General features: G+C 32.4%; 13 protein-coding genes and 1 pseudogene. 2 read left to right on the forward strand and 12 right to left on the reverse strand.

Annotation, left to right across the window (positions count from 1 at the left end; translation table 11 throughout):
* The first annotated feature begins 5 nt into the window (after positions 1-5).
* Positions 6-659 carry an HAD family hydrolase gene (locus VI621_RS06025; protein ID WP_324217479.1) on the forward strand — a complete coding sequence of 218 codons (654 nt, stop codon included), beginning with the start codon at positions 6-8 and terminating at the stop codon, positions 657-659.
* 30 nt (positions 660-689) lie between these two features.
* On the opposite strand, the gene VI621_RS06030 is transcribed toward VI621_RS06025, so the two are convergent.
* Positions 690-1,976, reverse strand: a complete 1,287-nt coding sequence (locus VI621_RS06030; protein ID WP_324217480.1) for a deoxyribodipyrimidine photo-lyase — start codon at positions 1,974-1,976, stop codon at positions 690-692.
* A gap of 14 nt (positions 1,977-1,990) precedes the next feature.
* A pseudogene (locus VI621_RS06035) lies at positions 1,991-2,463 on the reverse strand (SRPBCC family protein).
* A 138-nt stretch (positions 2,464-2,601) separates the two neighbouring features.
* Between VI621_RS06035 and VI621_RS06040 the strand changes: the two are divergent.
* Positions 2,602-3,447 (forward strand): DUF2911 domain-containing protein, encoded by an 846-nt coding sequence (locus tag VI621_RS06040; RefSeq protein WP_324217481.1) that lies wholly within the window; start codon positions 2,602-2,604, stop codon positions 3,445-3,447.
* A 57-nt stretch (positions 3,448-3,504) separates the two neighbouring features.
* Here the strand turns inward: VI621_RS06040 and VI621_RS06045 are convergent, their stop codons facing one another.
* From VI621_RS06045 to VI621_RS06090, 10 genes are all read right to left on the reverse strand, one after another.
* Positions 3,505-5,205, reverse strand: a complete 1,701-nt coding sequence (locus VI621_RS06045) for a sodium:solute symporter (protein WP_324217482.1) — start codon at positions 5,203-5,205, stop codon at positions 3,505-3,507.
* Between the two features lie 138 nt (positions 5,206-5,343).
* Entirely contained in the window at positions 5,344-7,839 is a 2,496-nt protein-coding gene (locus VI621_RS06050; RefSeq protein WP_324217483.1) for a PIG-L family deacetylase, read from the reverse strand.
* Between the two features lie 158 nt (positions 7,840-7,997).
* Complete coding sequence (locus VI621_RS06055) at positions 7,998-8,489, reverse strand: hypothetical protein (RefSeq protein ID WP_324217484.1); 492 nt, start codon at positions 8,487-8,489, stop codon at positions 7,998-8,000.
* 264 nt (positions 8,490-8,753) lie between these two features.
* On the reverse strand, positions 8,754-10,484 hold the full coding sequence (locus VI621_RS06060) for a hypothetical protein (protein ID WP_324217485.1): 1,731 nt from the start codon (positions 10,482-10,484) through the stop codon (positions 8,754-8,756).
* Between the two features lie 198 nt (positions 10,485-10,682).
* Positions 10,683-11,870, reverse strand: coding sequence for an AI-2E family transporter (locus VI621_RS06065; RefSeq protein ID WP_324217486.1), 1,188 nt, complete (start codon positions 11,868-11,870; stop codon positions 10,683-10,685).
* 173 nt (positions 11,871-12,043) lie between these two features.
* Positions 12,044-12,433 carry a hypothetical protein gene (locus tag VI621_RS06070; protein WP_324217487.1) on the reverse strand — a complete coding sequence of 130 codons (390 nt, stop codon included), beginning with the start codon at positions 12,431-12,433 and terminating at the stop codon, positions 12,044-12,046.
* Positions 12,420-12,782 (reverse strand): hypothetical protein, encoded by a 363-nt coding sequence (locus tag VI621_RS06075; RefSeq protein ID WP_324217488.1) that lies wholly within the window; start codon positions 12,780-12,782, stop codon positions 12,420-12,422. The genes VI621_RS06070 and VI621_RS06075 overlap by 14 nt, the downstream gene beginning before the upstream one ends.
* A gap of 10 nt (positions 12,783-12,792) precedes the next feature.
* On the reverse strand, positions 12,793-13,080 hold the full coding sequence (locus tag VI621_RS06080) for a YtxH domain-containing protein (RefSeq protein WP_324217489.1): 288 nt from the start codon (positions 13,078-13,080) through the stop codon (positions 12,793-12,795).
* A gap of 58 nt (positions 13,081-13,138) precedes the next feature.
* Entirely contained in the window at positions 13,139-13,789 is a 651-nt protein-coding gene (locus VI621_RS06085) for a porin family protein (protein ID WP_324217490.1), read from the reverse strand.
* 19 nt (positions 13,790-13,808) lie between these two features.
* Positions 13,809-14,246, reverse strand: a complete 438-nt coding sequence (locus VI621_RS06090; protein WP_324217491.1) for a hypothetical protein — start codon at positions 14,244-14,246, stop codon at positions 13,809-13,811.
* Positions 14,247-14,460: the final 214 nt, after the last annotated feature.

Consider the following 14,460-nt stretch of genomic DNA (forward strand, 5'->3'; position numbering starts at 1 on the left):
AAAAAATGATAAAGACTGTAATTTTCGATATGGATGGTGTAATTGTTGACACGGAACCGGTTCACCGCTATGCCTATTTTCAGCATTTTGATGAATTAAATATTCCAGTAACTGAGGAGATGTTTACTTCATTTACAGGAAATTCTACCAGGAATGTTTTTCAAAGAATTAAGACCATTTTCAATTTAGAAGATGAGGTAGAAGACTTAATTCAAAGAAAAAGAGCCATTTTTAATGATGCTTTCGATTACAAAGAAGATTTGGAATTACTGGAAGGTGTCGAAAAATTAATCAAGGATTTACACCAAAACGGAATGCAGCTAATATTGGCTTCATCGGCTTCAAAAGTGACGATTGAGCGCGTTTTTAAACGATTCGGATTGCATCAATATTTTACCCATATCGTGAGTGGAGAAGATTTTCCGAAATCAAAACCACATCCCGCTATTTTTGAGCATGCGGCCTCGTTATCGATTGCATCAAAGGAAAACTGCATCGTCATTGAAGACAGTACCAATGGAATAATAGCGGCAAAAGCAGCCGGAATTTATTGCGTTGGGTACAATAGCATTCATTCAAAATTACAGAATTTATCGGAAGCAGATATTGTGATAAATCATTTTGAAGAGTTGAGTTTTGAAAAAATCACTCAATTGTAATTTGATTGAACTGATTTATAAAACTGAGTATTACGCAACTGCTTCTTTATAAATTTTCAAGCAACGCTCTCGTGCTTCTTTATGATCGACAATGGGTTTTGGATACGAGAATTCCTGTAATTCTGGAATCCATTTTTTGATGTAAATTAAGTCTTTATCAAACTTTTTAACTTGTTCCGTTGGATTAAAGATTCGGAAATATGGAGCGGCATCCACGCCGCTTCCCGCTGCCCATTGCCAATTCCCGACATTACTGGATTGTTCATAATCCAATAATTTAGTGGCAAAATATGCTTCGCCCCAGCGCCAGTCAATCAGCAAATGTTTACACAAAAAACTTGCTACGATCATTCGCACGCGATTGTGCATGTGCCCGGTAGCATTCAGTTCCCGCATTCCGGCATCTACAAAGGGATAACCAGTTTTTCCGTCGCACCATTTTTGAAATTCGTCTTCGTTATTGTTCCATTTTATGGTATCGTATTTTGGTCGGAAACTTTGTATATTGGTATGTGGAAAATGCCACAGAATTTGCATGAAAAACTCTCTCCAAATCAATTCATTTAAAAAGGTTTCATTTTCATCCTGAATAGCTTTTGCCACTATTTTTCGAATACTCACCGCACCAAAACGCAAATGGGTTCCCAGCATCGAAGTTCCGGCAATAGCAGGGAAATTGCGAGTATTTTCATAATTATGAATTAATTTTTCTGAGATATTGTAAGGAGCAACTTTAATTTTGGATAACTCGAATCCAATATCATTTAAACTCAAAAAAGGGTAGGAGTGATAGGCAATATTCGACAGTAAATCCTCTGATTTGTAATGTTCCAGTTTTGTTTTTTTGAATTTCTCTTTCCATTTTTTTGAGAAAGGCGTGAAAACAACATAAGGCGTTTGGTCGTCTTTTACGACTTCGCTTTTTTCGAAAATAACCTGATCTTTGAAAGTTGTAAAACCCACATTTTTGGATTCTAAAAAACTTGAAATAATATTGTCCCGTTTTTTGGCATAAGGTTCGTAGTCGTGATTGGTAAACACGATTTCAATCTTGTTTTCTTTTATTAATTTTTCAAAAACAGTAATGGGTTCGTCATGAAAAACTGCTAGAGTTTTTCCGTTTTTTTGCAACTCGGAATCCAATTTGTCCAATAATTCATGGATGAAGCTGACCCGCGCATCGTCTTTTGGGAGTTGTTCCAAAATAGTACGATCGAAAATAAAAATAGGTAAAACTTCCTTTCCGCTATTCAAAGCTTCAAAAAAACCAGTATTGTCATCGATGCGTAAGTCACGTCTGAACCAGAATATATTCATTTTATTAGATTTTTTTAAACGGTTTTAAATTCTCCGAAAAGCTCAATTAATTTATTCTTTCGGTATTCGAAAATCTCATTCAGTTTTGGTTTTACCAAAAAAAGGGATGCGCCATTTGACCCAAAATCCCCATTGGTAATTTGTAATCTACAATATCTTCCATTTCTACTCCGCCGGGAATTTCTCTTATAAAATGTTTATGATGCCAAAGCGAATAAGGGCCAAAACGTTGTTCATCGACAAAATATTTTTGGTGTTCCATATGAGTGATTTCTGTGACCCATTTAGTAGGAATTCCCATTACAGGCGTAACAATATATTGAATAATCTGACCGGCAAACATCGGTCTTTCATCTCCGGATAGTGTTTTAAAGCCCATATAAGGTGGAGTTATAACTTTTAAATTCTTTGGATCAGCGAGAAAATTCCAAGCTTCTTCAAGGGTGATTGGAATGTTTTGTTTGCTGTGTAAAGTGTATACTTTCATTTTATGAATTTTATGTAAAAGTACGATTGTTTATTGTTTAATTAAAAAAGTTAAACATTATTAATTTCAAATTAAGGAATAATTAACATTTTTGAATAACTGAATTTGTAAATTTGAGGACTAACTAAATATTTAATTATGAAAAAAATAATTATTGCTTTAACAATTTTGATGACAACTTATGCTTCACAAGCACAAGTAAAAACACCCCAAGCCAGTCCAAAAGCCGTTGTAAATCAAGTTGTCGGTTTAACAGAAGTGGAGATTGATTACTCAAGACCAAGCGCAAGTGGAAGAGCTGTTTTTGGAGATTTAGTTCCTTTTGGAAAACTTTGGCGAACGGGAGCAAATGCAAACACAACGATTTCATTTAGTGAGGATGTTGTTATTGATGGTAAAACATTAAAAAAAGGTAAATATGCTTTGTATACTACGCCAAGAGCTGATAGTTGGGAGATAGTTTTTTATTCAAATACCGATAATTGGGGAAATCCAGAAGTTTGGGATGAAACAAAAGTTGCTTTAAAAACCAATGTAAAGCCAGAAACTTTAAACAGAAATATTGAAACATTTACCATTGGCATTAACAATTTAGATAACAATTTTGCACATTTAGAATTGAGTTGGGAAAAAACATTGGTAGCTGTAAAGTTTGATGTTCCAACGCAAAAAGCGGCAATAGCGAGCATTGAAAAAGCTTTGGCCGGACCAACTGCAGGGGATTATTATTCATCAGCACAATATTATTTCCAATCTAACGGAGATTTAACAAAGGCGTTGGCTTATGTAAATAAAGCTTTAGAAATGAATAAAGACAAGCCATTTTGGTACAGCAGATTGAAATCGTTGATTCAGGCTAAATTAGGGGATAAAAAAGGGGCCATTGAAACCGCAAAATTATCTCTTGCTGCTGCGAAAGCAGCAAAAAATAATGATTATATTAAAATGAATGAAGACAGTATTTCAGAATGGAGTAGGAAATAATAGTTTTTTAAAGTTTTAAAAAAATCCCGTTTCGTCATTTTGAAACGGGATTTTTTTTTATTCTGTTTGAAGATTATCTTTTCTGAAAACAATCATCTGGAGTATAACTGATAATATTATGGTGAGCATTGCCCCAATAAAATTGAGCCATAAAAAACTCACAACATCCATATAAAAAATATAAAATATAGTCAATTGAGAGATTACGGCTCCACAAAAAATAGCTTTAGCCTGTACATATTTAACATAGAAACCAACCAAGAATATTCCTAAAACGGTACCGTAAAACACAGAACCAACGATATTTACCAATTGAATTAAATTTTCGAAAAGGGTCCCGACGCAGGCAAAAAGAATAGCAATTATTCCCCAAAGTAAAGTGAAAAATTTAGTGGCATTTACAAAATGCTTTTCGGATTTATCCTTAGAAACATTTCGTTTATAGATATCAATCGCAGTTGTTGAGGCCAAAGCATTTAACCCCGAAGCTGTAGAAGACATAGCTGCCGATAGTATTACGGCAAGCAATAATCCGATAAGTCCTTTAGGTAAATAGTTTAGAATGAAGTGAATAAAAACATAATCCTTGTCGTTGGTTTCTGCTTTTTTATCAGCTTTTGTAATGAGTTCTTTGGCTTGATCGCGCAAATCTTTTTCTTTGCCAGAAATCGCAATTAGTTTGTTGCGTAAAATTGGATTGTCATAATTCTGATTAAGATGATCGATATACAAAAGATTAAATTCTTTCTTTTCTTCGGATAAATCGCTTAGTTGTTTTTCAAGTTTATGATATTCTGCTTTATAAGGCGACTTTTCAATTGCTATTTTGTTGTTTGGATTGAAATTTAAAGGCACAGTATTAAATTGAAAAAACACAAATACCATAACACCGGTTAGTAAAATGAAGAATTGCATCGGAACTTTCAAAAATCCGTTCATGATTAATCCCATTTGACTTTCTCGAATAGACTTCCCGGATAAATAACGACCAACCTGAGATTGATCTGTTCCAAAATAGGAAAGTGCCAGGAAAAATCCACCTGTAATTCCGCTCCAGAAAGTATAACGTGTTTCCGGATCAAAGGAAAAATCGACAATATTCATTTTGTCATTAGCGCCAGCAATATGCATGGCATTTCCAAAGCTCATATCGTTTGGCAATAAATGTAATATCAGGAAAAAAGTAACAAACATTCCGAACATAATCACAAAAATTTGTTGCTTTTGAGTCACGTTCACTGCCTTTGTTCCTCCGGTAAAAGTATAAATGATGACTAATGTGCCGATGATAATATTTAGATGGGTTAAATTCCAACCTAATATAGAGGAAAGTATAATTGAAGGTGCATAAATTGTTAAACCAGTCCCTAAACCACGTTGGACTAAAAAAAGTATAGCCGCTAGGGAACGTGTTTTTACATCAAAACGCTGTTCGAGGTATTCATAAGCGGTGAATACTTTTAATTTGTGATAAATAGGAATAAAAGTGGTGCAAATGACTACCATGGCGATTGGTAAACCAAAATAGAATTGGACAAATCCCATTCCGTCGTGATAGGCCTGGCCGGGAGTAGACAGGAAAGTTATCGCACTCGCTTGTGTTGCCATTACCGAAAGACCAACGGTCCACCAAGGCGTTTCATTATTTCCTAAAATATATTCTTCAACGTTTTTGGCACTTCCTCTGGTTTTCCAAACGCCATAAATAACGATGAATAGCAGTGTTACTCCGAGTACAATCCAATCAATTTGCTGCATAGTTTAGGAGAATATTTGCATGATTAAATAAAAAACTAAAATATATATGGCATTGGATAACAGAACCCAAGTGTAACTTTTTTTCCAGATAGTTGATTTATCGTTGTTCATTTTGAAATGTTTTTTTGCTCTTAAATTTTATTTAACAGAAATCATATTTGCCATTAATCGGAATGCTCCTGAAACACCTTCTGGTAATTCTCTAAAGAAACTTAAACCGGTATAAATATAATGTCCTTTGCCATATTTTGCCACTAGCAATACTCCGTTTTTTGGAGCTTCTCCTTTGTCATTTGAGGATAAAATAGGAGTGAAAGCTGCATCCCATTCGCTTGGATAATATAAACCTTGTTCTTGTTTCCATCCATCAAAATCTTTTGATGTGATTTTATTTGGATAATTTAGAATTGAATGTTTAGGAGTTAAAAATCGTACTTCTGCATTTTCTTCTGTTACTCGATCACGAGAAATTTTCAGAGAATAAGGAGCTATGTTTTTAGTCACTAAATCATCTGAAGTGTTATATTGAACAATCATGGTTTTTCCTTCTTTGACAAAATCTAACAAAATATCTTGTTTTAAAGCCAATATCTGAATCGTATTGTAAGCTCTGATTCCAGTTATGATAACATCAAAAGGAATTAGATTTTCTTTTGAAATTTCTTCGGGTTTTAGGATAGCAACTTCATAGCCCATTTGAGTTAAACTCTTTGGAACTTCATCGCCAGCACCCATAATATAGCCAATTTTTTCGTTACCGGTTTTTATATCCAATTTGATGAATTTGGCTTCCGAAGGTTTCAGAACCTGTTGTTTCGAAATGTGTTCGTAGTTGATATTAATTTGTTCTTTATCAAAGCGTTTTCCGTTAATTATTGCAATGCTTTTCATTGTAATTTCATCTGCAGTTTTTGGTGGCGTAACTTCGAAATAAACAGTCTGTTCTTCTCCTTTTTTATTCAATGTAAAAGGGATTGTTGTTGGATTAACTTTCCAGTTTTCAGGTAATTCTAAATGTAAATCACCTTGGATGACGTCTTTTCCAGCTTTGATTTTTATGCCAATAGTTTTTGATCTTCCATTATTAAAAATGGCCACTTTATCCAAAATACTTGTCGTTACATCCGGAACAATATCTAATGGATTATAGACTTCGCCTTTCACATCGTCATTATATTTAAAAATAATATTTCGTTCAAAAGGAATAGAAACACCATTTATAAAAATAGTAAATGCTGCTTTTATTTCACGGATAACATCAGGAATTCCGATATTTTTTTGATTCTCCACGCGATACATCCCGACTGTTCCTTTTTCTTTTAACCAATAGGCATTGGTATATTCTATTGTCGAAGGCAATTGGATTTCGATGTTAATGTTATGTAGAATGTTATTTTTCAATTCAATATTTTGAACATTGTTTTTCTGCTCCGGAAAAGTTGTAATACTCATTAATTGCATTGGAATAGCACTTCTATTGATAGCTTCCAATTTTAATTTAACAAAACTGTTTGGCGCAACACCTTGATTTTCGGCTACACCTTCAAGATATAATCCTGAACAAGCGGCAATTATTTTTTTAATTTCCTCAGTTTTAATGGTTTTCCAACGTTCCTCTTCTAAAGATTCTATCATAGAATACGCTTTCACTAAATTTGGAATACTCGCAGATGGATTTTTGAAATCAAAAGTTGCCTGAACTTCATTCAATAATTGTCCGATTGCATTTCCATTTTTTACACGGTTCCAAGTCGTATCAATTCCTTCAAAAATGTTGGTTTTATCTTTTGCAGTTTCCCCTTTGATAAGTTCTAAATATTCTATTTCTTCACCACGACTTCCTGTACTTCCAAAACCTTGCGATTGATGACGACTGCGACTTAATGCGGCGATTTCCTGATTGGATTTCCCGATGGATTGATAATAAACACCAGTTTGAAGTTGAATTAAATTAGATTTATCTGCTTTTTCAAATTTTTCTTTGCTTCCATAAAACCACCAAGAAGTATTGAATAACATGCGCTTAGGTTGCCATGATTTTACTAAATTTAACTGATTTGGAAAAGCTTTCGGATTATTCGCCAAATCGAAACTTTCCAAACTTAGCATTGCCGAAGCGGTATGATGTCCGTGAGTGGTTCCAGGGGAACGATGATCGAAACGATTGATGATAACATCGGGCTGGAATTTTCTGATAGCCCAAACTACATCGCTCAAAACCTGTTCTTTGTCCCAAATGCGCAAAGTTTCCTCAGGGTTTTTTGAATAACCAAAATCATTAGCACGCGAAAACAATTGTTCTCCTCCATCAATTTTTCTGGCTTCAATGAGTTCCTGGGTTCTAATAACACCGAGGAGTTCTCTTAATTCCGGGCCAATTAAATTTTGACCACCATCGCCACGAGTTAATGATAAATAACCTGTTCGAGCTTTCTTTTCATTTGATAAATAAGAAATCAAACGGGTATTCTCATCATCGGGATGTGCTGCGATATACAATACGGAACCTAGAAAATTTAACTTTTGAATTTGATTGTAAATATCAACAGCGTTTGGTTTTGAAGGCTGCTGTGCCAATAGTATTTGAAAAGAAAAAAGAAATAATAGAAGAGATAGAATGTACTGTTTTTGCATTTTTTAAAATTTTATTTGCAATCACTTCAAATGTAACAATTAAATCAATTTTGAGAAATGTTTTTCATTTTCTTTAACAAAAGGATGAGGAGAATTGATATAAACTAAAAAGGGAGAACCTGATGGCTCTCCCTTTTTTTATTTATATGCAATAGGAATTAATTTTTTCCTTTTCCATGACCGTTTCCGTTGTTACCTTTACCGCCACCTTTATGACCTCTATTTCCATTGTTACCATGATTTCCATTGTTTCCACCATGGTTGTCATGTCTTTTGCCTATTGATCTTTGAGGACTACCTTTATATCCTTTATAATATTTTACTTTATGTTTTTTATAATAGGTATATGGTGCCGGACCATGGTAATCATTAAGAACTACTTTATAACCATTGTATAAATCATAACCTCTATACTGTCTTGGTAAATATCTTGATCTTACCCATTTTCCTCCACCAAAATAAATAAATTGACTGGCTCTTACATCATAATAAGATTCTACATCTGGCAAATAATAGTAATCTACTTCTGAATAACCAACAGGACCCCATGATGGAGGCGAACCTAAGTTTACATTTACGGAAACTTGTGATTGCATCGAGCTTGATACCAAAAGTATTATTCCTACGGCGATTAATTTTAATGTTTTCATATTTCAAAATTTAATTAATATTCAATATATATTTACTGTTCAAGTTAATATCTGATTTGTAATAGCCAACAACTGTGCCAAGATTTTTATTAGTCTTCAATTAAGTTTAAAGATTCATGCTTTAATAACATATTCATCATTAAATAAAAAGCCTGATTATTTTATCTTTTCCTGTTGTAACATTAGGGTAAAGATGAAAAATAATCAGACTAATGGTGTTATACAATTATCGTTATTAATTGTATAATTCACACTTCAAATGACTTATCTATAGATAACAGTTTGTGGTTTAGAAATTTCAAAATCCTGAAAACCAAAGTCTTCTGAGTTGATAGAATTGGTTTTAAATATATTGTCACCGCTTCCTGGAATCACAGGATAAAAGGCAAGTGATAATTGGAAAGAACTAAAAACTAAATAGTCGTTTCTAATGATAACTCCAACTCCAAACTGGGAATATGCTTTACTTTTTTTAAACCCGGATTCTGCATTTCCTAACATTCCAATTGTATAATTTGCATAAGGATTGAATCGGAATCCCCAAATATTATAAGGAGAGTAGGATTGTGTCTGAAAAGTAAAGAGAAATTTTTTGGTACCATATAAGGTATTGGTATTAAAGCCAGGAATTCCATTTCCCTCATTTATGGTTAGCCGATCGGCATTTGAAGCCAGGCGTTTATTTCCAATTATAAGTTGTGATTTTACAAATTGCCGGAATTTCCAGTCACCAAGTTCAAATAGATTAGTAAAATAATTGGCCTGAGCAGAAAAAGCATTTTGTTCTAATTTTGAATGATTAAAGAAAGTTCCGTATTCAAAATTAGAGCTCAAATAACCCCATCTATAATATTTCCCTAAGGAAACCCTCGCGCCAAGATAAAGCCGTCCAATATTGTTTTTTTTCTGATAGCCACCTGTAATTCCAAAGACTCTTCCCACGGGAACATCTTCAATAATACGATAATTAAAAAGGAATTTATCTTCGACGTATTGTCTCGAAGAGATTCCGATTCCAAATAAATAGAAGTTTTCGCTTGAAAAAACATTCAGACTGTCATAAGCAATAGTAGGGCTTTCGAGATAATTAATTTTTAATAACCGGCCCGCAGTTATTAAATTGGTTGTTCGAATATCTACTGAATTTCCTTTGAAAAGACGAATCGCATCTCCGGCCCAAAAATCCTGTGTATTGTATTTGAAATTTTGTTTTGCATATACATTACTGCTGTCCGGCAGCATCTCGGTTCTAAACTGCTGGTCAAAATATATTCCGGCACCCCATTTTGCAAAAGGCGAAAAAAACGGACGATCAATATTGATACTTTTCCCGTAATTATCATCTAAATCAATTTGATAACTTAATGTAGTTTTAATGTAAGAGTTTAAAATATTTGGAATAACATATTTTGTACTATACGCAGTTTGGCCATCTTCATATCTTTTTTTGTAATTGTTTTCAAATTGGTGACCGGTTCCTAAAAAATTACGTTCATTTAAATCTAAAGCAATTTTAGTATTCGAACCGGAAATTTCCGGAATTAAACTCCATGAATCCAAAACTCTGATATAAACATCAACAGAATCTGAATTTTTAGAAATTAATTTTGGAGTAATTGCAATCGCACGGATATATTTTTGACTTCTGATTAAACGTTCGGTTTCTTTGACTAATAAAGAATCTAAAGGCTTATTTTTTTTAAAAAGCAATAGATTCCTAATTGTGAGTTTTTTAGATTTGGCATGAAGATGATTCCCTGCTTTTGACATGAATTTTTTAGGATGAGCAGTTGTGTCCGTTTCTGAAAAACCAAATGGATCGAGGGTAACTATATTGATGTTTCTAATGATTTTGCCTTCAAAAGTCCGGAATCTTTTTCGTACTACTTTTGCTTTTGTTTTTCTCTGTTTTGCTCTAATAGGTTCAAAAACTAAACCGTGCATGAACTTCGTAAACTTATTTTTTTTGGAATAAGTCTGGATATCTTTGTACATCTTTGAACTGTCTTTTTTTGTCTCAACTACTTGTGAGAAAGAAAACTGACAACTGCAGATTATCAAAAGAAAAAGAATAAATTTTTGTTTTTGAAGCATTTATAAAAATGTCTTTATAATGGTTTAATAAATTAAAATGGGTTCTGATTTTCTTCAGGATATTTTTATTGTAATTTTATTTTTAGAATTTTATCTTCTTCATTTCTCATCCGTTTCGGTAGTGGTTTCTGTAAAAATGGGTGCTTTAACATCGGTAATAATTTGGCTGGTTTCACTTGATGATTCCGAGTCAAAAAGCGGTAATTTTATGTTGTGCCAAGTATATGTTTTTGGCAAATCATCACCCATTAAATAGCCCCAAGGTTCTAAAGGTTCAATTCTGTCGAAAATTACTTTTAGTATGGCAATAATGGGAATTGCCAAAAACATGCCAGACACGCCGGAAATGGCTCCGCCAATAATAATTCCAACAATAGATGCAAATGCGTTAATCTTAACTTTCGAGCTAACAACTAGTGTTACAAGCAGATTATTATCAATAAGTTGCACAATCACAATCACAATAATAACCCCTAAGATTAATGATAAGTCGGGCGAGCCAGTAAGTGTGGCAACAATACTTAATAATCCGGCAAACAAAATTCCAATGTAGGGAATAAGGTTTAGCAGTCCTGTGATTATTCCTAATACGATGGCATATTTCATCCCAATAATCATAAAACCTATTGTTGTTAATGCAGTAACTGTAAGCATCTGAATAATCAGGCCTATAATATAGCTTTGGATTGAAACTTTTATTTGAAATAAAATGTCTTTCAATTTTTTATGATGTTCGGGTTTGAATAATTTAGATAAAAACTTTATGAAATGGGTTCTGTATAAAAGAAATAGGAAAGTGTAAATGGGAATTAGGGTTAAATTCAAAAGTGTACCCGTAAATGACATTAATGTACTTCCAATAATATTTTTCCCTGTTTCTATGGAGTTTTTCGTGGCATCATCAATTAGTTTTTTTTGTTCTCCTTTACTTAAATTGAAATTATCACGAACCATTTCCTGAATATTACTAAAATGTATCGAAAGATTGTTTTTTATCGTATCCCAATCATTTGCAATATCACTAATCTGCCATGATATAAAAGTTAAAATTCCTATTACGACCAAAATGAATAAAAATACAGAAAAAATTACGGCAATAACATGAGGAAATCGTAGCTTCGATTTTAAAAAATGAGCCACGGGTCTCAGTAAAATGGCAAAAAGTAATGAAAGTAAAATGGGAATAACGATGCTCTGTCCAAAATATAAGATGGTAAAAATAGCCATCAAACTGACTAATGTAAAAGCTAATTTTGCGTAAAAAGGAAATCTTAACGTATCGTTCATAAAGCTGATTTTAAAAAGCACTAATTTACAAAATTTAAATGTAGTGAATTTTAATAAAAACCGAATAATAAGCGATTGTTAAGTCAACTATTTTCCAATGGTTTTAATATTTATATATGAAACGGGAATGAATTCTAAATGTAGATTAATAAAATCTAAAACAATATTTTATTTTAAGATTTTATTTTCATTTTTGTTAAAACATTTTTCAAAAATGATATTCCAGAATCTTTTATGGCTTCCGTATTGGTTGATGTTACTTTAGAAATTCCGGTTTGCACCAGTGAGGCAACAACTTTATTTAACAAACCACCAGATGCACCCACAATTAATGAATTGGATAATAATCCGGTTGCGATTCCTAAGGATCCCTTCACAATTTCATTTTTAAAAATAGGGGATGAGAATGTATCGCTAATTTTATCTTTGATAATATTCATCGGGTTCAAACTGGAAACAGTGAACTGGAAATGTTCTTTTAACAAAGTTCCTTCAGAGGCATGAATGTTTTCTAAAAGTGCAATTGCTTCCGCTAACGATTTTGTGTCTTTAATTACCTGCATTTTCCTTTTCTTTAAAAATTTGATTAATGATGTAATTATTGAAAGTTTTTTCTAAATAAGGTTTTCTAATTATAAATAATATAATAGCGAGAAAAGCATAAAAACCTGCAACAGCAAAAAAACCATAATACGATTTTCCTAAAACATCGCCAATATATAAGGCAATGCCAATGGTAAATAATATGAAAAATAAAGCAATAATAACAAAAACAACAATGCGTGATGCTAATGATGCAAAAACATCAGTAGATTTATCAATGGCTTTCAATTTATATAGTTCAATACTGGTTTTACCGTATTGTTCTATTTTATCAATAAGCATTTCTATTAATATTACTTTATCTTTCATAAGTTTAAAATTATTTTACTGAATTTGCAGTATTTTCAAAAGATTTTTTAGTGTTTTGTGCTAAATCTTTTCCTTCTTCATAATAATTCAATCCTTCACTCTTAACTGTTTCCAATTTAGAATTCAATTTGTCAATTAAATCATTGTATTTGGTTTTCAATTCCTCTGCAGTGTCTTTTCCTTTGGTAACAATTTTTTTACGAGTATCTGTACCTTTTTCTGGTGCAAATAAAATCCCTAAAATTGCGCCTGTTGCTAATCCTGCTAATGCTCCTAAAACTACTTTTCCTGTATCCATGATGTTTATTTATTAAGAATTAATTTTAAATTATTGTTTTTAATTGTTTACTTTTTTATTAGAATGCATAACCTAATGTAAGTTGTAATACCTGATTTTTATATCTTGGTTTTGTTGAATCGCCATCGCTATCAGATTTGCTGATATCCCATCCTGCACGAGCTGAAATGATAAAATCACTAAGATTTACATCAGCACCAACTACAAATCCAAAGATGTTTTTCTTGTAATTGTCACTATTAATATCATCTTCCTGAGTTGTTGATGTATTACCGTTGAAGTCGTTTTTGGTCTCCAACAAATAAGAATATTGCGGCCCAGCAAGAATGGTAAGGTTGTCTATCGGTTTTAATTGCAATTGTAAAGGAAGATCTAAATACGTTGTTGTTCTCGTATATTCATAACTTCCCAAAATGTTGCTTCCGGTTGCTTTATATCCTTTTTGAGAATACATAACTTCAGGTTGAAAACCAATATATCTTCCTAATGGAATTGATAAAAATGCTCCACCGGCAAAACCAGTTTTGTTTTCCGCTACAAAGTCATTGCCTTCTTCATCATAAACATTAGATAAATTGACACCGGCTTTAACTCCAAATTTAAAACCCCCTCGAGAATCAGATGAAGTTGTGCTTGTTTCTTGAGCTAAACCATTAGCACTAGCTAAGATAGCAAAAATTATTGTAACTGAACTTAAAATCTTTTTCATATTTTTAGTTTTTTTAAAATTATTTTTTAGCGTTGAATTCGTTAAATTCTACTTCAAGTTCATTAATTTTATAATCTAAATCTGTTTTAAAAGCTTCCCAGGTTTCTGCAGTATATTCAGAATAATTATTCAATTTTGTTTCTAACTCCCTGTTTTTTTCTTCAAGTTGAACCACTTTTTGATTATACTTGGCTTTCTCATTTGCATTTCCGTCAATTACTTTGACTTTTAAATCTGCAATTTTCAATTCGTTATCTGTAATTTTTTTATCAATTTTCATTTTAAATGCTTCGTAATCTGCAAGAGAATCTTGTTCTGCTTCAATTAATTCTTTTTTTGCATTTAAAACATCTTCCTGTGCATCATCGATTTTTTCTTCATTATTTTTGCAGCTGGTTAAAAAGGTTAACGAGGTAAAAGCAAGTAAAGCGAAGAATGTTATAGTCGATTTTTTCATTATAAGTGTTTTTTAATTAATTAAAGTAAATGTGAGTTATTCTCTACATTACAAAGATGCGAAAGAATCAAAACTAATTTGTTACACTTTTTTTCCTATAAGTTACAATATTCACACATTTGTATTTTTAGCTTTTTATTTTAAAAAAAAGTCCTGCTATTTTCTTCTGTTAAAGAAGAAAATAGCAGGACTAACTGTATTTAAATGGATTACT

The sequence above is a fragment of the Flavobacterium sp. genome (assembly GCF_035292545.1).
Taxonomy (GTDB): Bacteria; Bacteroidota; Bacteroidia; order Flavobacteriales; family Flavobacteriaceae; genus Flavobacterium.

Excerpts from the sequence above, each read along its gene's own strand:
- VI621_RS06055 (WP_324217484.1), bottom strand. The coding sequence starts at position 8,489 with ATGAAAACATTAAAATTAATCGCCGTAGGAATAATACTTTTGGTATCA.
- VI621_RS06080 (WP_324217489.1), bottom strand. The coding sequence starts at position 13,080 with ATGGATACAGGAAAAGTAGTTTTAGGAGCATTAGCAGGATTAGCAACA.
- VI621_RS06030 (WP_324217480.1), bottom strand. The coding sequence starts at position 1,976 with ATGAATATATTCTGGTTCAGACGTGACTTACGCATCGATGACAATACT.
- VI621_RS06050 (WP_324217483.1), bottom strand. The coding sequence starts at position 7,839 with ATGCAAAAACAGTACATTCTATCTCTTCTATTATTTCTTTTTTCTTTT.
- VI621_RS06090 (WP_324217491.1), bottom strand. The coding sequence starts at position 14,246 with ATGAAAAAATCGACTATAACATTCTTCGCTTTACTTGCTTTTACCTCG.
- VI621_RS06085 (WP_324217490.1), bottom strand. The coding sequence starts at position 13,789 with ATGAAAAAGATTTTAAGTTCAGTTACAATAATTTTTGCTATCTTAGCT.
- VI621_RS06040 (WP_324217481.1), top strand. The coding sequence starts at position 2,602 with ATGAAAAAAATAATTATTGCTTTAACAATTTTGATGACAACTTATGCT.
- VI621_RS06075 (WP_324217488.1), bottom strand. The coding sequence starts at position 12,782 with ATGAAAGATAAAGTAATATTAATAGAAATGCTTATTGATAAAATAGAA.
- VI621_RS06070 (WP_324217487.1), bottom strand. The coding sequence starts at position 12,433 with ATGCAGGTAATTAAAGACACAAAATCGTTAGCGGAAGCAATTGCACTT.
- VI621_RS06065 (WP_324217486.1), bottom strand. The coding sequence starts at position 11,870 with ATGAACGATACGTTAAGATTTCCTTTTTACGCAAAATTAGCTTTTACA.
- VI621_RS06025 (WP_324217479.1), top strand. The coding sequence starts at position 6 with ATGATAAAGACTGTAATTTTCGATATGGATGGTGTAATTGTTGACACG.
- VI621_RS06045 (WP_324217482.1), bottom strand. The coding sequence starts at position 5,205 with ATGCAGCAAATTGATTGGATTGTACTCGGAGTAACACTGCTATTCATC.
- VI621_RS06060 (WP_324217485.1), bottom strand. The coding sequence starts at position 10,484 with ATGTACAAAGATATCCAGACTTATTCCAAAAAAAATAAGTTTACGAAG.